General features: G+C 62.7%; 17 protein-coding genes and 2 pseudogenes. 5 read left to right on the top strand and 14 right to left on the bottom strand.

What is annotated here, in order from left to right:
* Positions 1–222 precede the first annotated feature (222 nt).
* Positions 223–414, top strand: coding sequence for a hypothetical protein (locus tag L5014_RS26850; RefSeq protein WP_238466835.1), 192 nt, complete (start codon positions 223–225; stop codon positions 412–414).
* A 155-nt stretch (positions 415–569) separates the two neighbouring features.
* Here the strand turns inward: L5014_RS26850 and L5014_RS26845 are convergent, their stop codons facing one another.
* The 3 genes from L5014_RS26845 to L5014_RS26835 all read right to left on the bottom strand — a co-directional run bounded on the left by L5014_RS26845 (position 570) and on the right by L5014_RS26835 (position 3883).
* Positions 570–1244, bottom strand: coding sequence for a hypothetical protein (locus tag L5014_RS26845; RefSeq protein WP_238466834.1), 675 nt, complete (start codon positions 1242–1244; stop codon positions 570–572).
* 47 nt (positions 1245–1291) lie between these two features.
* Positions 1292–2605 carry a chloride channel protein gene (locus tag L5014_RS26840; RefSeq protein ID WP_420800146.1) on the bottom strand — a complete coding sequence of 438 codons (1314 nt, stop codon included), beginning with the start codon at positions 2603–2605 and terminating at the stop codon, positions 1292–1294.
* Positions 2606–2683: 78 nt separating this feature from the next.
* A complete protein-coding gene (locus L5014_RS26835; protein ID WP_338019336.1) occupies positions 2684–3883 on the bottom strand; it encodes an MFS transporter in 1200 nt (399 codons plus the stop codon).
* A gap of 373 nt (positions 3884–4256) precedes the next feature.
* Here L5014_RS26835 and L5014_RS26830 point away from each other — a divergent pair.
* Positions 4257–4762 (top strand): annotated as a pseudogene (locus L5014_RS26830) (OmpA family protein).
* Positions 4763–4804: 42 nt separating this feature from the next.
* Here the strand turns inward: L5014_RS26830 and L5014_RS26825 are convergent.
* The 7 genes from L5014_RS26825 to L5014_RS26795 all read right to left on the bottom strand — a co-directional run bounded on the left by L5014_RS26825 (position 4805) and on the right by L5014_RS26795 (position 9887).
* Entirely contained in the window at positions 4805–5053 is a 249-nt protein-coding gene (locus L5014_RS26825; protein WP_238466832.1) for a hypothetical protein, read from the bottom strand.
* On the bottom strand, positions 5037–7001 hold the full coding sequence (locus L5014_RS26820; RefSeq protein WP_238466831.1) for a chloride channel protein: 1965 nt from the start codon (positions 6999–7001) through the stop codon (positions 5037–5039). The genes L5014_RS26825 and L5014_RS26820 overlap by 17 nt, the downstream gene beginning before the upstream one ends.
* A 57-nt stretch (positions 7002–7058) precedes the next feature.
* Complete coding sequence (locus tag L5014_RS26815) at positions 7059–8660, bottom strand: APC family permease (RefSeq protein WP_238466830.1); 1602 nt, start codon at positions 8658–8660, stop codon at positions 7059–7061.
* 106 nt (positions 8661–8766) lie between these two features.
* On the bottom strand, positions 8767–9096 hold the full coding sequence (locus tag L5014_RS26810; protein WP_238466890.1) for a MarR family winged helix-turn-helix transcriptional regulator: 330 nt from the start codon (positions 9094–9096) through the stop codon (positions 8767–8769).
* Positions 8978–9463 (bottom strand): BON domain-containing protein, encoded by a 486-nt coding sequence (locus tag L5014_RS26805; protein ID WP_238466829.1) that lies wholly within the window; start codon positions 9461–9463, stop codon positions 8978–8980. Before L5014_RS26805 ends, L5014_RS26810 begins: the two co-directional genes overlap by 119 nt.
* Complete coding sequence (locus tag L5014_RS26800; RefSeq protein ID WP_238466828.1) at positions 9436–9726, bottom strand: CBS domain-containing protein; 291 nt, start codon at positions 9724–9726, stop codon at positions 9436–9438. Before L5014_RS26800 ends, L5014_RS26805 begins: the two co-directional genes overlap by 28 nt.
* Positions 9672–9887 carry a CBS domain-containing protein gene (locus L5014_RS26795; protein WP_238466889.1) on the bottom strand — a complete coding sequence of 72 codons (216 nt, stop codon included), beginning with the start codon at positions 9885–9887 and terminating at the stop codon, positions 9672–9674. The genes L5014_RS26800 and L5014_RS26795 overlap by 55 nt, the downstream gene beginning before the upstream one ends.
* A 352-nt stretch (positions 9888–10239) precedes the next feature.
* Between L5014_RS26795 and L5014_RS39060 the strand changes: the two are divergent.
* Positions 10240–10934: pseudogene (locus L5014_RS39060) on the top strand (DUF4396 domain-containing protein).
* A gap of 177 nt (positions 10935–11111) precedes the next feature.
* Here L5014_RS39060 and petA read toward each other — a convergent pair.
* From petA to L5014_RS26765, 4 genes are all read right to left on the bottom strand, one after another.
* Complete coding sequence (gene petA / locus L5014_RS26780) at positions 11112–11732, bottom strand: ubiquinol-cytochrome c reductase iron-sulfur subunit (RefSeq protein WP_238466888.1); 621 nt, start codon at positions 11730–11732, stop codon at positions 11112–11114.
* A 74-nt stretch (positions 11733–11806) separates the two neighbouring features.
* Positions 11807–11953, bottom strand: coding sequence for a hypothetical protein (locus L5014_RS26775; RefSeq protein WP_238466826.1), 147 nt, complete (start codon positions 11951–11953; stop codon positions 11807–11809).
* A gap of 52 nt (positions 11954–12005) precedes the next feature.
* The gene (locus L5014_RS26770) at positions 12006–13454 is read right to left on the bottom strand and encodes a trypsin-like peptidase domain-containing protein (RefSeq protein ID WP_238466825.1); all 1449 of its coding nucleotides are present in this window, start codon (positions 13452–13454) and stop codon (positions 12006–12008) included.
* 151 nt (positions 13455–13605) lie between these two features.
* Complete coding sequence (locus tag L5014_RS26765; RefSeq protein WP_238466824.1) at positions 13606–13935, bottom strand: undecaprenyl diphosphate synthase family protein; 330 nt, start codon at positions 13933–13935, stop codon at positions 13606–13608.
* 346 nt (positions 13936–14281) lie between these two features.
* On the opposite strand from L5014_RS26765, the gene L5014_RS26760 reads away from it, so the two are divergent.
* Both L5014_RS26760 and L5014_RS26755 read left to right on the top strand, forming a co-directional pair.
* The gene (locus L5014_RS26760; RefSeq protein WP_238466823.1) at positions 14282–15040 is read left to right on the top strand and encodes a TonB family protein; all 759 of its coding nucleotides are present in this window, start codon (positions 14282–14284) and stop codon (positions 15038–15040) included.
* Between the two features lie 614 nt (positions 15041–15654).
* Positions 15655–16230: a DUF7713 domain-containing protein gene (locus L5014_RS26755; protein ID WP_238466822.1), complete on the top strand. Its 576-nt coding sequence runs from the start codon at positions 15655–15657 to the stop codon at positions 16228–16230.
* The last annotated feature ends 69 nt before the right edge of the window (positions 16231–16299 follow it).

The following is a 16299-nucleotide window of genomic DNA, read 5'->3' as shown; positions in this document are numbered from 1 at the left end:
GCTCACAATGTGGCCGCGCAGAAGGCCAGGCTCCGTGCGTGTTTTGCCTGCGATGGCTAGGAAACACGTGAGATTCTGGCGCAATTCGATATCACGCCTGAGCTCTATTTCGATGCAGTCAGCCAGGTTCGCATGCCCAGATGGACAAGGGGCAGGGTCGCGCTATTGGGGGGATGCCGCGCAGAGCCCTTCGTTGCTGCTGGTGCGGGCGCAGCGTTTGCGATGCTGGGCGCCTATGTTCTGGCGGAAGGGTTGAACATTGCAGATGGGGATTTCGCACGTGCCTTTTCAGCGTATGAGCAACGTCTGCGGGGCTTCATGTTGCGTCAGCAGGACGCCGCCATGCGCTTCGCGGCCTCATTCACGCCGCGCAGCCGTGTCGGACTTCTCGTGCGCGATTGTGTAGTGAGATGAGCGTCCCGCAGATTGGCGCGTGGCTTGCGCCGCGGATGCCGGGAGAGTTTTTTCCTTTTCCGGACGACCATTCCCGATGAATCGACACGTCCGGGTACGCATCGCTCAACCAGCGCGGCCCGGTTGTGCAGCTCGAACGCTCGCGGTCGATTGCATCAGACCTTTCGTTCGGCGCGCAGATGACGGGTGTTGCGCTCGATGGAGATCAGCACCAGCAACAACGTGAGGAATCCGGTCAGCGCGAGTAGCGTCCCCAGCGACGACCTGAACTGCGCGATCCGGTCGTGCGCCGCGGCGATGGCGCTTTGCGCGGACGCAATGCGCTCCGTCTTGACACGGGCATATTGATTCATCGCTGCCGCAACGTAGCGGTTGCGATCATCCCATTCCCACGCCGCCGCATGCTGGTTGGCATGCGCGACCACGTCGGAAAGCTCATTGAGGAATGCCTGCCGGTCCGGGAGGGGTACGCTATCCAGCCACGCTTCCAGGAGCGGCTGGCTTGCGTTGTCCTGGCTCAGGACCTGACGCAGCGGGGCAGAGACCGTCAGTCCCGCAGCGGCCTGGATCGACAACGCGGCCGCACCGTCGCTCGCGCTGTTGCCCACGTTGTTGTCAGATATCGCATCGTTGGACGCCTCCGAGCCCGGGATCGACGCGAGCACGTCGGTCGCGCGCACCGGCGGATCGGCGACCGGTTGCGCCTTGCCAGGCGCGGCTAGCGCGAACATGAGGGCGGTCATCGCCAGCACGGCGGCGACCAGGGAGATGAGGCACAGCGTACGCGCCGTGCCCAGCAGACGCTGTTCGACCTTGTCGGCAATCTTCATTTCAACCCCGTTGGTATCTGGACAGGCGCGCACGGCAGGCCTAGAAGTCATGACTCGCGCAGATAGCGCTCCGATAACGCCTCGTACAGCGGTGGCGCAAAAAAGCGCGAGACGCGGCTCGAGATGAGCGCGGTGGCCATCAGCGAAATGACGAGTGCGTGCCCGTTGATCATCTCGATGACAATCACGAACGCCGTGATCGGACTCTGAGTGACCGCCGCGAGATATCCAACCATGCCGAGCGCGATCAGCATCGGGAGCTGCATGTGCGAGAACACCATGTGCAAGGTATTGCCGATGCCGGAGCCGATGGCCAGCGACGGCGCGAACAGGCCGCCGGGTGCGCCCGGCAGGTACGAGCCCACCATCGAGGTGAGCTTGAGAATGGGATACGCCGCGCTGACGTGCGCAGTGCCCTCGAGCATGCCGCGCGCCTCGGCATAGCCGCTGCCAAACGTGTGACGGTGCGACAGTACGCCAACGATGGCGATGACGAGGCCGCAGAGCGCCCCGAACAGCACCGGCCGTTGTGCGCGCATGTCGAGCAGCACCTGCGGCATCCAGCGCCGGGTATTGAGCAGCAGCCAGCAGAAACATCCGCCCAGCACGCCGGCGAACACGCCAATCAGCACGACGGCGAGGCTCAGCGAGCGGGGCAGCCCCGAGCCGATATCGATCGTGCCGAAATAGACGTAGTTGCCCTGGAGCCCCAGCGAAACGACGCCAGCAAAGATGATGGCCGTGACGAGGACACCGCTCGTGCGCTGCTCGAAACTGCGCATGAGTTCTTCGATGGCAAACACGACGCCGGCGAGCGGCGCATTGAATGCCGCGGAGAGGCCGGCGGCGGCGCCCGCGAGCGCCAGCCTGCGTTCGAGCACACCTGGCCGGATGGCGAGGAAGCGCTGTGGATAGAAGCGTCGCAGGCTGAACATCAGGGCGGCGCCGACATGAATGGTGGGGCCTTCGCGGCCAATCGTGAATCCACCGAGAATCGCCAGGAACGAGATGAAAATCTTGCCGATGAGGATGCGCAGCGTGAGCAGTTGTGGCCCGAGCTCGTTCGGCCCATGCAGCATCGCAATGACCTGCGGAATGCCGCTGCCTTCGGAGCCAGCGAAAAACCGCCGCGTGAGCCAGACCGTCACGGCACCCGTTGCAGGCGCAACGAGGAGTGGCAGCCAGAACCGCTCAGCCGCGTAATGCAGGAACAGCGCGTAACCGAAGTCGATCAGCTTTGCGTAGAGCACGGCGACGAGGCCGACCGCGATCGCGCCCAGCCAGAACACGCCATAGTGGAGCCACAGCCGGTTGACGCGCTGTAACGTTCGCTTGTCGACCAGACCGAAGATTCGCAAGATCGGTATCCCCTGTTTGTCGATTGTCGTTATGTTGATGGTACAGGCGTTTCCTTCAGTTCGTGCCGGCACTCAAAAAAATCAGGCACGGCGCAGCGGCGGCGCCTTCATGCTGGCCGCGATCAGGAGCCAGCAGAACACGAGCCCCGAACACGTGTAGAACACGGCGCTCGCGCTGCCGTACTTGAGCAGCCACCCACCCACCACGCCGCCGAGTGCAAGCCCGATCGACTGGGTGGTGTTATAGACGCCCGTGGCCGCGCCCTTGCGGTTGCCCGGTGCGAGCTTGGACACCAGCGAGGGCTGCGAAGCCTCCAGGATGTTGAACCCAAGGAAGTACACGAACAGCACGGCCGCCACGATTGCAATGGTATGCGCAAGCGAGCCGAGAAGAAGCTGGCCGATCAGGACAAGCGCAATGGCCGAGCACAGCACGGCCTTCATCTTGCCCCGCTTTTCTGCGGCGATGATGGCAGGCACCATCAGGACGAACGAGACACCCATCACCGGCAGATAAATCTTCCAGTGCGCGGCGACCGGCAGACCCGCGTCCACCAGCAGACGCGGCACGACGAGAAAGAGCGCGGTCTGTGTGGCGTGCAGCACGAGCACGCCGAAGTTCAGGCGCAGCAGTTCCACGTTGCGCAGGACTTCGGCGAATGGCGCACGCACATGCACGGGCCTGGGTGCATCGGGCACGATCCACAGCACGACGCCCACCGCGAGGATCGAGAACACGCCGACGAGCGCGAACAGGCCGCTCATGCCCACCCAGTGAAATACGATGGGCGCACCCACGATCGCCACGGCGAAGGACAGGCCGATCGAGCCACCCACCATCGCCATGGCCTTGGTGCGGTGCTCTTCGGAGGTGAGGTCGGCGATGAACGCGAGGACCGCCGAGGAAATCGCGCCCATGCCCTGAATCACCCGGCCGACGATGATCCAGGTGATGTCGTGCGCGAAGGCCGCCACGAAGCTGCCCAGGGCGAAGATCACGAGGCCGGTGATGATCACGGGCTTGCGGCCCATCCTGTCGGAAAGCCAGCCGTAAAAGATGTAGAGAAGCGACTGCGTGACGCCGTAGGCGCCAAGGGCGATGCCGACGAGCAGCACGTTGTCGCCGCCGGGAATGGTTTTCGCATAGACCGAAAACACCGGCATGATCATGAACAGGCCCAGCATGCGCAGCGCGAAGATCGCGGCCAGCGACACGGTCGCGCGCATTTCGGGCGCGCTCATGCGCGAGGAGGGAGTCGGCGACGTGGAGGAGGTGCGCATCTGGGCAATCGAAAAAAAACCCAGCGGCAACGCTGGGTCAGGGGAGCTGCCCCCGGCACTCTACCGGTGGCAACTGGACGTTTTCAGTCCAGCAAGCTGAGGGTACAACGATGACGCCTAATCATGCGGTGCGCTCGCTGCAAGCATATCGCAAGAAATGTCACGGCGTGACATTTGTGGCACTTTACGCCGATATACTTAAAGGAAGCTTAAATCTGTCGATTCTGGCACGCCATTGCGCCTGATCACTCCGGTGCGTGGCTCTGCTCACGGAAATACACATTCGACACGCAAAATGCGCTGGAATCCTGCGATGTTGCCACCTGGACTGCAACCGGAATATCGATGCTTCGCTACCGAACCGGAGGCCGTCATGCGCCTGAGCCGAACCTGCACTGCAATCCTGCTGGCCGCGCTGCTTGCCGGATGCCACTCGACGACCACAGTTCCGGCATCAGGTGGCGTATCAAACATGAACGCTGCTACCACGCAGCCGGTCACCGGGAGCCTTTCGTCGGTCGACGAACTCAGCGCCCCAACAGTCCGCTCGCCAAAAGCAGTATTTATTTCGACTTCGACAGCTATGACGTGAAGATCGATTACCTGCCGCTACCACGCGATCACGCCAGCTATCTGCGCGACCACCCGGCGCAGCATGTACTGATCCAGGGCAATACTGACGAGCGTTGCACGGACGAGTACAACCTCGCGCTCAGGGCGCGCCCGTCTGAAGCCGTGCTGCACGAACTCGAATCGCTCGGCGTCTCGGGCTCCCGGCTTGAAGCTGTCAGCCTTGGCAAGGAGAAGCCTGTGGCGCCTGGTCACGACGAGGCGTCGTGGGCCCAGAACCGGCGCGCCGACCTGCTTTACCATCAGTAATCCATATCAGGTTGGTCCGGACGTCCTGAGCCGCCACACGATTCACAATCCCATGTAATAGGTACGTACATCCATTTCATCCGCCCACGTCTGGACGTCCAGCATGTCCTCGAAATCGACGGGCAGCCCACAATACATGCAGCAAAATCCGTTTGCCGTTCGATAGACGACCACCCATTCGCGGTCATCCTCGACCGTGCCGGCGAATCCCGGGGTATCGTGTTGCTTTGCTGGATGCAACGCGGCTTCGATGCGCGTGCGGACTTCACGCCATTCAGCTTTCAGTTTCACGACGATTCTCCGTTTTTGCTCCAGAGGCCGGCGGGTCACCTCGCGACGGATCGCCAGCTTCTGGCGAACTGCGGGTGCCCTTGTTCGCACGCGCCGGGAAAATGCGGATGCTGCTTGCGACTGCGTCGGCAATATGTTCTTTGGCGATGACACCGCTGACCCGCAGCATCGCCGAAGCATCGCCCGTGACGACGATGGCCATCGTCGCCCGGTGCTGGCGCAGCTGGTTGATGACGTCGAACGCGGCATCGGACTCGGCAACGACGATGTAATTGTGCTGCGCGAGCCGGCCGAGTGTCACGGATGGATCGTCGCGACTCACCGCCTTGCGCAGTCCGGTATTGATGCGCAGTACGCCGTTTATCTGTCCATTGCGTGTGACGACCACGTGACGAAACGCCGGGTCGCCGGGCGAGCGCAGCAGATCGCGGAACGGCACCGCTGCATCGAGCACGAGGACGTCCGTTTCCATGACCTGTGCAGCGCTTTGCACCATGAACATGTTGGCGTGCAGTGCGTTCGGAATCACGTGTCCGCGGCGCGTGAGCTTGAGGGTGTAGATGCTCTCTGGCGAGAGCAGACGACGGGCGCCGAGACCAAAAGCGACGGCGATGATCATCGGCAGCACGATGTCGTAGTCGCGGGTCATTTCGAAGATCATCGCCACCGCCGTCATCGCAGCACCAGTCCCCGCGCCGACCATCGCGCCCATGCCCACCATTGCGAAGGCAGGCGCGCTAACCGGAACGCCTGGCAAAACGAGCTGGAACGCCGACGCGATTGCTGCCCCGAGCGTCGCGCCCATGTACAGCGACGGCGAAAAGACCCCGCCCGACGACCCCGAGCCCAGGCTGACTGAAGTCGCGAACATTTTGGCCAGGGCGAGCGCGAGCAGAAATAGTCCACCCTGCAGTTGCCCATAGAGTGTCGCCTGGATCGTCGCGTAGCCGACGCCCTCCACATAGTAGTGGCCCGCATGGCGCATCAACACGTACATCAGGGAACCGACAAGCAGCATTCCGAGCGCGTGACGCCAGTAACGCGACCGGATACGGTCGAAGCTATCCTCGGCCCAGTGCAGCGCACGTATGAGCCCCGCTGCGGCGACGCCGGTGATCGCCCCAAGTACCGCATACAGCAGCATCGTGAGGGCGCTGCCCGGATGATTGGGCAACGCGCCCAGTTGCACAGGCACGAGAAACGCGGGTTCGCCGCCGAAAAAAAGCCGCCCGACGAAAGTGGCCGTACCCGTCGCGAGGGCAACGGGCAAGAAGGTATTGACGCTGATTTCCGGCATCATCAGTTCGGTGGCGAAGAGGACGCCGCCAATGGGCGTGTTGAAGGTGGCGGCGATCCCCGCGCCCGCGCCGGCCGCGACCAGCGTGATGCGCTGGCCGGCGGCCATCGGCATTGCCTGGCCCAGTGTCGAGCCCAGCGCCGAACCAATCTGGATGATGGGTCCTTCGCGCCCGACCGCCGCCCCGGTGCCGATGGCGAATGCCGACGCGAGCGACTTCACGACGGCGACGACCGGCCGGATCACGCCGCGCCGGAAGTAAATCGCATCCATGACCTCCGGGACGCCGTGCCCCTTCGCCTCGGGCGCGAAAGTGCTGACGAGCCAGGTGACCACGAGGCCGCCTGCCACGGGTACGAGAATCACCCATGCGCCCCAGGGGGCGGCGGGCGTAAACCGGCTTGCATCGTAGGAAAACGACAGGCGGCCGAGAAAGAACGTGTTGTGCACGGCGCCAATCAGGCCGCGGAACACGACGGCACCGAGGCCGGTGACGATGCCCACGAGGAACGCGTAAAAGCACAGCAGATAGATGCCGACTGGCTGTGTGTCGTCGTCGGGCACGGCGGCTGGCGCCGCACGCCCCGACGCAACGTGCACGGCACGGCGGGCTGCCTTGCTGATCGCCTGTTGCCTCGTCTCATCGTTCATGGCTACGCGCTCCCGGCTATCATCGGTTGCTGTGCCGTAGTCGGCGGGTCGTCGACGCTAGCTGGTGCTGTTCATGCGCGACATCATGTTCGCCGTCTCATTCGCGTTCAACGAGCAGCGCAGCGCAAGCACCAGCACCACGATGCTCCAGAGCGTGACGACCAGGATGTCCCAGCCGAAGCTGATCGCCCCGCGCCCTCCGCCGATCCCGCCGAGCCACGACAGCACCCACAGGCCGCCGAACCAGGGCAGCAGCCACGCGATATGGCGCCAGCCGAAGTCGTGCACGCTGCGCCGCGCGATGAGGTGATAGTGCAGCGCATAGAGCACGAAGCCGATCGCCACCAGCGAGAACAGGAAATTGTTGGTCTTGAAGCCCGTCCAGTAGATGATGAGGTTGCTGCAGATAAAGGCGAGCGGGGCGATGATGCCGGCGCCGCTCATGCGGAACGGCCGTTGGAGATCCGGCAGATTGCGCCGCAGGACCATGAGCGCGACGGGACCGAGGCCATAGGTCAACACGGTAACGGAAGTAATGTAGTTGACCATTTGCTGCCACGCAGGGAAGGGCAGCAGAAACAGCACACCGACGACCCACATCGCGAGCACGCCGACCCATGGAATCTTGTTGTCGTTCAGGCGCGTGAGCGCGCGCGGGCCTGCATTCATTTCACCGCTGGCGAACAGGACGCGCGAGCCGCCCGTCATGTACATGAGGCCGGTGCCGCCCGGCGAGACATAGGCGTCGATGTAGAGCAGCGTCGCCATCCAGCCGAGCCCGAGCGTGGCCGCGAGTCCGGCGAACGGTCCCATTTCGCCCTTGAAGCTCAACTGCGCCCAGCCGTGCGCGAGGTCACCGGGCGAGAGCGCCATGATGAACGCGACCTGGAGCAGAATGTAGATGACGGCGGCCAGCACCACGGCCCCTACCACGGCAAGCGGGATGTCGCGGTGCGGGTTGGCGGTCTCGCCGCCCAGGTCGATGGCCGTGCGAAAGCCGAGATAGCTGAAGACGATGCCGGCGGCCGGCAACGCCGTGAACATGCCGGAAAGCTTGTACGTGCCGGGCGCAGCCTGCATGACGTCCCAGTGTGTGCTCGCCACGATCAGCCCGGCGATGGTGACGAGCGGCACCAGGATCTTCCACCACGTGATGGTGGAGTTCACGTTGAGCAGCCAGCGCACCACCATCAGGTTCAGGAGCGCCATGACGCCGAGCAGCACGGCACAGGCGATGAACCCCGTCAACGTAAGCAGCCCGGAACTGCCAGGGCGGATGAACCACGGCAAATAATTGTTCGCGTAGGTGACGATCGCCTCCGCTTCGACTGCCGGCACCGGCACATAGGCCAGAAACAGCAGCCAGCACCAGATGCGGCCGAGCCCTTCGCCGTGGCTGGCGTGGCTCATGTGGACCAGCGCGCCGCTGCGCGGAAAGAGCGCGGCCAGCTCCGCGAAGCACAGCGCAATCAACATGATGATGATGGCGCCCAGGATCCAGCTGCCGATGCTGTACGGTCCTGCGATGCGGGAGGCGTGATACGCGCCGAACAGCCAGCCCGAGCCGATCATGCTGGTGGTGCTGGCAAACAGCAGCCCTACGATTCCGGCGTCGCGCCGGAGTTTGCCTTCGAGGGTCAGGCTTGAGGGTGTGCTCATACCGAACTCCTTGCTTTCAGTCGCCCCTGACCTTGTGCGTTGCTCTTCTTCCTGTGTGTGGCGTTTTGAATGTCGGCGCGGCTCTACGGGCCGCTGCCTGTCGGTGCTAGATTCTCTCTTCCCTGAATGCCCAGCCGAAAGCCTGGACTTCCGTCTTGTGGGCCGCGGCCAGCCTCTTGAGGCAGCGCTCGCCCTCGGGCGTCAGTTGCACCTGAACCTGCCTGCGATCGTGAGCGCTCGGCACCCGGCTGACCAGTCCTGCAGCCTCGCAGCGTGTGACCAGCGCGACTGTGCCGTGCGACGAAGCCTGCAGGCGCTCAGCGAGTTCGCCCACGGTGGCCCAGTCGCGGTCGGGAAACGCGCGCGTGTGCAGCATCAGCATGTACTGCAGCGGCGTCACACCCTCTGCGTGCACGATTGCCTCCGAAAGCCGCAGGAACCGGCGCAGCCGATAGCGGAACTCGGAGAGCTCCTCCAGGTCGGCCCTCGTGACCTCCTCTGTCACCTTGCGGGGCTTCGGTGGCATAGATCGCTCCATTCAGGGCGTTGAACCAGAAACAGGTCACTGTGTGACATAAAATATAGGCGCAGTTGTGCTGTCGTGCAAAAGGCCATTGTAAGTCCAGGTGATTTTTTACTTCCTTGACGCCCGCGACATTCCCGGCGGTGACGCAAATGGCCTTGCGTCCTTCTTCGCTCGAAATCGCGCCCCACAGGTGCACCACGCCGTTGCTGACGATGACGTTCTGCGGCAACAACGCCCAGCGGCTCCCGCTCAATGCGGCGCGAATGGCTTCGCGCATTTCTCGGTCGCCTGGCGTGATACGCCGCGTAAATCGGGCTCGACACTCACCAGCGCACGAATGGGATCGGCGCAACTGACGAGCCCGGTTATCCTGCCATTGTTCAGAACGGAAATGCGCTTGATTCGATGCTTGCCCATCAACTCCGCGATTTTGCCAGGCGACGCATCTTCAGCCACCGTGAGAACGTCGGTGGTCAACACGTCAGCTACGAGGCGCGCGTGTTCGTTGACGTATTCGCTGGCGAGTTCGCGCGGGCGCATTCCGACCACCGCCCGCGCCGCTTCGACTCCGTGCCGATTTCCGCGCGATGTAGCAAATTACTTTCGGAAATCGTCCCGACCAGCTTACCTGTTGCGTCGACAACGGACATGTAGCTGATGTGTTTGCCGGCAAGCGTTCGTGCTGCCTCATGAATGGTCATGTCCGGTCGTGCGCAGGCCACCGCGGTAGCCATTACATCGATCGCGGTATCGCTGTCCCTCTCTTACGATGACTGGTGGCTGGGAGCGATTGCGTCAGCCGTGAGAGCCGGTGAGCTCGGGTCGTTCGGACGTCTGCAGTTGCACCAGATCAGGTGAAGCGCCGAACACAATCCAGTTTGCGGTCCTCCATCTGTACCAACTCGCGTCGCTGCGCAGTCCAGACCGCTGCTGCGATACGACCTGCATGGAAAACACCGGTGCCGAACAGCAATTGCGCCTCCGCGGTCGCTCGACGCGACGAATGCCTTCTCCCGCTCACCGGCCGGCGAGCCCGCTTCCGGATGCCGGGCCATGCAACTGTCGGAGCGCGCAGCGCATGGGACATGCATGATTGAAGTCTTTGGGAGTAAGTGTGCTTACGGCCACCTGGGTTACCTGGGACGTGACGGGAGGCGCCCGCCATCAGCGGATGGCCGTCATGGTCTTCGTGTGGCCGTTGACAATACTGTACTGGGGGCTTCCGAGGCTCATCTTCTATATCGCTTTGGACGCGCGCAGCCCGCTGCAAACGCAGACCGATGCGGGCAGGGGAAGACGCCGGGTGCGCCTTCGATGTGGCGTGCCGCGTTCCTGGGAGCAACACACTGCGGGGCTGGCTGCGCGCCCGGTGATTTTATCGGCGAATGGCTCGCGTACGGACTGGCGATTACCGTGGCCGGATCACGGCTTGGTGGCAAACTCCTTCTCGCGTTTGTGCTGGCCTATCTGATCGGCATCGCTTTCCAGTATTTTTCATCGCACCCATGCGTGGACTCAGACTGCGCGCCGGCATTGTCGCCGCGGTGAAAGCCGATACGCATTCGCTCATCGCCTACGAGCTGGGCATGTTTGGCCGCATGATCGCGTTCGCGCAGGGGTTTCCGGGGCTCAGGCCGGTCGATGCCCGGTACTGGGTATTCATGCAGATCGCGATGGTAGCGGGGTTCGTCACCACCTGGCCGGTGAACTGGTGGCTCATCAGGCACGGCATGAAGGAGAGGATGTGAAGCCATCGCGGCACGGTGGCCCGAATCCACGAACCGCGTGAATGCGCGGCCGTGGAGCAACGCGATTGCCGGACACCGGCGCTTTGATCTGCCGAGGCGTCGGCTGCCGTCCAGAGGCTCACCGAGCGCAGTGCCGCCGTGCGTCCCTGCATCGTGCCTGACAGTGCCCGCGAGCGGTCAGTCCTGACTGATTTCGTCCTGACCGATGACAACGCTCGTAGCAGACGTGAACATAAAGCGCGGCACATCGAGGTTTTGTGGCGCGGGCTTGTCTTTGAAGACACGTCCGGCGAGGTCGTACGTCGAGCCATGGCACGGACAGAGAAAGCCGCCGGGCCAGTCATCCGGAAGACCCGGTTGCGCGCCGGCCTGAAAGCGGGGAACTGGCGTGCAGCCCAGATGCGTGCACACGCCGACAACAACGAGAAAATTCGGGTGGTCCGGGCGGGAACGGTACTGGTTGCGGCAATAAGCGGGCAACGGCATGGAGAACGGATGCCCGGTGTATGGATCGGCAACCATCGGATTCGCTTTCACTACGGCAGAAAGCATTTCCGGGGTGCGATTGACGATAAAGACCGGTTTGCCGCGCCAGGCGACGGTCATCATCGAGCCCGGGATGAGATTCGTCAGGTCCGCATGCACGGGTGCGCCGGCGTCCCTGGCGCTCGCGGGCGGCGCAAAGGAGTCAATGAAGGGAATGAGCGTCACGACGCCGGCGATACCACCTGCCGTCGAGGTTGCGATCACCCAGATGCGACGTTGCGGGTCAACGGGTTCATCGAGAGCAGCTTTCATCATAATCTCCGTACTTCGACTGTCGACATCGGTTCATGATGTGCCGGCTGATCGTCGCGAGAGGCAGATTGCACTCAGGCGCTGAACCATCGCACGAGCAGGCCAAAAATTCCAAGGCCTGTGACCATGGCAATGATCAGCACGGGAAGCGCGAAAACGAGCACCCAGAGGCGCCGATGGGATTCCCGCCGCTCGTCCGGCGGCGTTGCTGCACGTTTCATTTCGGCTTCCTCGATTGATCATGCGATGACCGGCGTGCGCATCCCATTGAGGCTAGCCCGTATCCATGGTCACGAACATCCGTTCACCGTTGCGCTCTACGAGTAGTGCAAGCGAACGCCCGCTGCTGTCGACCTTGTCGCGGAACTGCATTGGACTTGATATGGGCTTGTTGTCGACCATCAGGATGATGTCCCCCGCTTCGATGCCGGCGAATGCGGCGGGACCGGCGCTCTCCACGACGCGGACACCGCCTTTGACTCCTGCGTCGTGTTGCTCCTCGGCCGTCAGGCCGCGCACCGTGAGTCCATCCGATGCCGTGGCCCGAGCGGAAGCAGTGGAGGATTGCGCGCCGTTGCCCCGCTTGCCCAGTACGATCGACGCGTTGTGCGCGGCGTTGTCGCGCCAGTACACGAGATGTACGGTGGTGCCGGGTTTGAGATCTGCCACGTTCATGGGCAATCGCGTGGAATCGGTAGCGGCCCCGTCGATCTGAAGGATGACGTCGCCCGAGCGCAGACCCGCCCTGGCCGCTGGCCCACCCGGGTTGACGAAGCTGACGAGCGCGCCCTTTGTTTTTGTCATGCCGAACGCCTGCGCGAGCGGCGCACTCACGTCCTGGACGGTGATGCCAAGCCGTCCGTGCCGGACCTGATGATGCTGTTGCAACTGCTGCTCAACCTTCATGGCCTCGTCAATCGGAATCGCAAATGCCAGTCCGTCCACGCCACCAAAGCTGCGCATGACAGGCGTTTCCATGCCGATAACGTGTCCGCCAGGATCGAGGACCGGGCTGCCGGCGTCGCCCGCGCTTTCCGTCATGTCGGTTTGAATCAGGGGGATATATGAACTGCGGGGCAGTTCCCTCGCCATATTGCTGATGATGCCAGCGGTTACCGTGTCGCTCATTCCATAAGGATTGCCAATCGATGCAACCCAGTTTCCGGCCTTTTCGCTGGCTACGCTTCCAATCTTGAGCGTCGGAAGGTTCGTTGCCGGAACTTTCAGCATCGCGATCCCGCTCGCAGGATCATTTCCGACGACCGTGGCTTTGAACTTGCGCCCGTCGTTGAGGGTGACTTTGACCTTCGCGGCGCCGGTGATGACCTGGGACGCCGTGAGAATGTAGCCGCTGGCGTTCACGATAAAGCCGGATCCGAGGTTCTGCGAAGGATCTCCCGTAAATCCGGGGGTTGCGGACGAAAACTGTTCAAAGAAGCGAGAGAACGGATCGTCGTTTCTGCCCGCCGGGGGCCAGAGACGCCGCGTTTCGGCGGTGGGTTTCGGGGTCGTCGTGCTGATATTAACCACCGCCGGCCCGTTCCTGAGAACGAGTGTAGAGAAGTCCGTCACGATAACCGGTGCGTGACCCGGTGACTCGGCCTTGCCATAGCCGCCCGGCTTGCCAGAATAGCCTTGCATTGATGGTGGTTGCGCCACGCAGCCTGAAGAAATCGCCGCCAGTAAAAGGGTCGCCAGACCCTTGAGATGGCCGAATTTCATTACACCACTCCGCTCCTCGGAGCCGTCGCGCGCTGCAGACCGTTAGAATGGCAGGCGCCAGGCGCCAAATGACAGCGCTTGCAATATAGGCGGATATCGTTAAAAGAAACTTAAAAGGCTTCGCCGTTTCGCTGGGACTGAAAGTGCGCGATCACTGCGACGCTCCCTCGCCCGAAAGGAGGCGAGAGCGGTCTTGCGTCAAACATCGGCGATCCCTCACGACTCGCAGCCGGATGCCGTGCTTGTCCAGCCGCGCCGTCTCACGGCTGAGCACCGAGGTGAACAGGCACATCAGAAACGGTACTTCTGCGCGAGGGCGAAACGAGTGCTCCGAACTGAACGCGAACAGCGTCCGGTAGCCGATGCCGCGCTTAGAGCAGCTTGCGACGATCGTGCATACCGCCTCCGCCATCCCAGGCAATTTACGCTGCGTCACCCACTGCCCATTTCCATCGATGACGATGGCGATCTGCTGCGACACGGCCCCCACATCAGGTACGCAAACAGTCGAACGGATTTAGCTCATGCCAGATCCTCAGGCGTGAACGAGTGAGTTCCTCCGCAGCCGACGAAACAAGATTGGCACGGCATCTTCAAGATTTGCTTAACAGCCCGGAGGGGGGGGCGCCCCCCCCCCCGCGGCTTGAACGCGAAGCACCAATCCGACCTGATGGATGACCCAAACTCAGTTTGCAGTTGCGGCGACGCATCAGGGAATCAACGGCCGGGTTTTTCCGCCGCAACGGGACTACACTGGAAGTGGCAGTAAACCGGGCACCAGTTCGCCGCGTCATCAGAGTGTGGGCGCGGGTCGGCGTCAATCCACCATGAGCACGAAGTCCAGCCTGCAGCTACGACCGCCGCGCGAGCACGGCATGGGGCTTGCGTTTGGGTTCGCGGTGACCCTGCATATCGTGCTGCTGGCGTTTCTGTTTGCCGGCGCCAGAGACCATCAAACTGCATCCGCCGGTCCGCAGATGGCCGTTTCCGGGTCGGTAGAGCCTTTGATGCTTGCTGTCCCAGTCCCGCGCATGGACAAGCGGAGCTGGGCATCAGGGCTGACGGGGAAGTCCCGGCTCGTTGCCGCGAACAACCAGGCGCCGCTTGCGCGGCATCGCAACACGGCAGTCAAGCCCGAGCAACGGCGTGGACTCGACTTGAGGATCGCGCGCGCTGGAGCGACACTTCGGGCGCCGCGGACGGCGGAACCGAGCGTCGCGCAGCAGCGAAATCGGTCGCTGGACCGGGAGCGCGCAGCACGGCTCGCTGCGCTTCAGGCAATGGCCGGGAGGCCGCTGCTAGATGGTGGACATGCCGCGTTGGCAGCGTATGCCTCGCAAGTGGCACGTCGGGTGCGCGCCAACGTCCTCGCGCCTTTCGACATCGAGGGCAACCCGTCAGCGGTAGTCGCTGTCACGTGCACCCCCAGCGGGGCGCTGCTCAGTGTAACGGTCCAACGTCCGAGCGGAAATCCGCAGTGGGATCGTGCCGTGGTGGCCGCCATCGAGGATTCGGAGCCAATGCCGGCGGACGGCAATGGCAGCACACCGACGAGCTTCGTCATGACGCTCCGACCGAAGGGATGAGGGATACACGCAATTCATCGCCCGGCCTGATCGAGACGGGCGGATTGCGAAAAATCGCGTCCTTGGGGCGATTGACTGCTAGCGACAGCGAGACGCTTTTCGCGTCTGCTGGCTCACAGAATCGTGTAAGCCAGCGATGGCAATAAATAACTCTGGTCTTCTAACTTACTTTTACATAAGCAACATGATCACATTTTAATTCGCATTCCTGTATTTGTGGGTCGAAGCGGTGTCGGCTTTGAAGCTCCGGACCCTGTAGCGCTGCGTCAGCGATGCATATGGACGTGGTGGGGTTCCGGGGACGTTTCGCTTTCGTGTGCAGACGTCGTGCGGAAATGAGCTCATCGAACGCGTCGATCATGGACGGCGTGTCGCCTTACCGGCCACGCTGCGAAAGAAGCTTGACGCCAGTCTGGGCGCTGCTCGCCCCCGAAGCATGGCAGGCACTCGCAGTCTCTGTCAAAATATCCGCATCCGTTCGCAGGTTCCCACGCACACCATTGCGGGTTCGTCGGGCTGCCAGTCGCCGCCAACGGCGACGAACATTGCCGAAGACGGCAACCGGAATCCATCCTCCCGGCGATTGCAGGAAGCACCGTTACAGCAGGCACGACATGGGACAAGAGCGTTGCGAACAATGCGGCAACCAGACGCCACCCTGGGACACCATACACTGCGGCTCCGGCGATGGCCGCTATGAGTTGCTCTGCACGCAGTGCTTCAATGCCAGGATTGCCGAGTCCACTGGATTCACCGATTTCGAGAACGTCCGGTTTGACCCCATCCGGATGATCGACTGCCACGGAGAGCCGCACCAGTTCCATTTCCAGCTCCGGCTGCTGGGCGACCGGATTGCACTGGATGCCTTTGAGCTTCGCGGAGAACTTCGCGCCGGTTACCGGTTCCAGCTGATCTGCGAGGTCGACGGCGATGTGTTCGTGCTGCTCGGGCGCCTCGTTGAGAAGATACGTCGCGCGTTATCGGTCAGGCACATCGATTTTCATGAGCGCCGGATCATTGACAGCACGGTGCGCGGGCACATCGAATGGGACGAGTCGCAGGCGGGGCGCCTGCCACTCGTGGTGGTCGACGGCAAGGAGCTCTCGTGGGACGATCTCGGGCGAATGCTCATGAGCACGGAAGGATGGCAATTCCGGCTCGATATCGCTGACCCGAGCGAAGAGCTTTGAGTCGTGTTGCCGACGCGGCGAAACGGGCGGCAAACCCCGGCCCCGGGCCGGTATGCCGACCTGACATGT

It is taken from the genome of Paraburkholderia tagetis (assembly GCF_022213065.1).
GTDB lineage: Bacteria > Pseudomonadota > Gammaproteobacteria > Burkholderiales > Burkholderiaceae > Paraburkholderia > Paraburkholderia tagetis.
Note: the sequence above shows the minus strand (reverse complement) of the source record. Positions and strands in the feature narration are given on the sequence as shown.

What these genes read in the sequence shown, in the direction of transcription:
- L5014_RS26850 (WP_238466835.1), top strand. Translation starts at nt 223, where the DNA reads ATGCTGGGCGCCTATGTTCTGGCGGAAGGGTTGAACATTGCAGATGGG.
- L5014_RS26845 (WP_238466834.1), bottom strand. Translation starts at nt 1,244, where the DNA reads ATGAAGATTGCCGACAAGGTCGAACAGCGTCTGCTGGGCACGGCGCGT.
- L5014_RS26755 (WP_238466822.1), top strand. Translation starts at nt 15,655, where the DNA reads ATGGGACAAGAGCGTTGCGAACAATGCGGCAACCAGACGCCACCCTGG.
- L5014_RS26770 (WP_238466825.1), bottom strand. Translation starts at nt 13,454, where the DNA reads ATGAAATTCGGCCATCTCAAGGGTCTGGCGACCCTTTTACTGGCGGCG.
- L5014_RS26820 (WP_238466831.1), bottom strand. Translation starts at nt 7,001, where the DNA reads ATGAACGATGAGACGAGGCAACAGGCGATCAGCAAGGCAGCCCGCCGT.
- L5014_RS26805 (WP_238466829.1), bottom strand. Translation starts at nt 9,463, where the DNA reads ATGCGCGAAGCCATTCGCGCCGCATTGAGCGGGAGCCGCTGGGCGTTG.
- L5014_RS26795 (WP_238466889.1), bottom strand. Translation starts at nt 9,887, where the DNA reads ATGACCATTCATGAGGCAGCACGAACGCTTGCCGGCAAACACATCAGC.
- L5014_RS26760 (WP_238466823.1), top strand. Translation starts at nt 14,282, where the DNA reads ATGAGCACGAAGTCCAGCCTGCAGCTACGACCGCCGCGCGAGCACGGC.
- L5014_RS26815 (WP_238466830.1), bottom strand. Translation starts at nt 8,660, where the DNA reads ATGAGCACACCCTCAAGCCTGACCCTCGAAGGCAAACTCCGGCGCGAC.
- L5014_RS26800 (WP_238466828.1), bottom strand. Translation starts at nt 9,726, where the DNA reads ATGCGCCCGCGCGAACTCGCCAGCGAATACGTCAACGAACACGCGCGC.
- L5014_RS26775 (WP_238466826.1), bottom strand. Translation starts at nt 11,953, where the DNA reads ATGAAACGTGCAGCAACGCCGCCGGACGAGCGGCGGGAATCCCATCGG.
- petA (WP_238466888.1), bottom strand. Translation starts at nt 11,732, where the DNA reads ATGAAAGCTGCTCTCGATGAACCCGTTGACCCGCAACGTCGCATCTGG.
- L5014_RS26835 (WP_338019336.1), bottom strand. Translation starts at nt 3,883, where the DNA reads ATGCGCACCTCCTCCACGTCGCCGACTCCCTCCTCGCGCATGAGCGCG.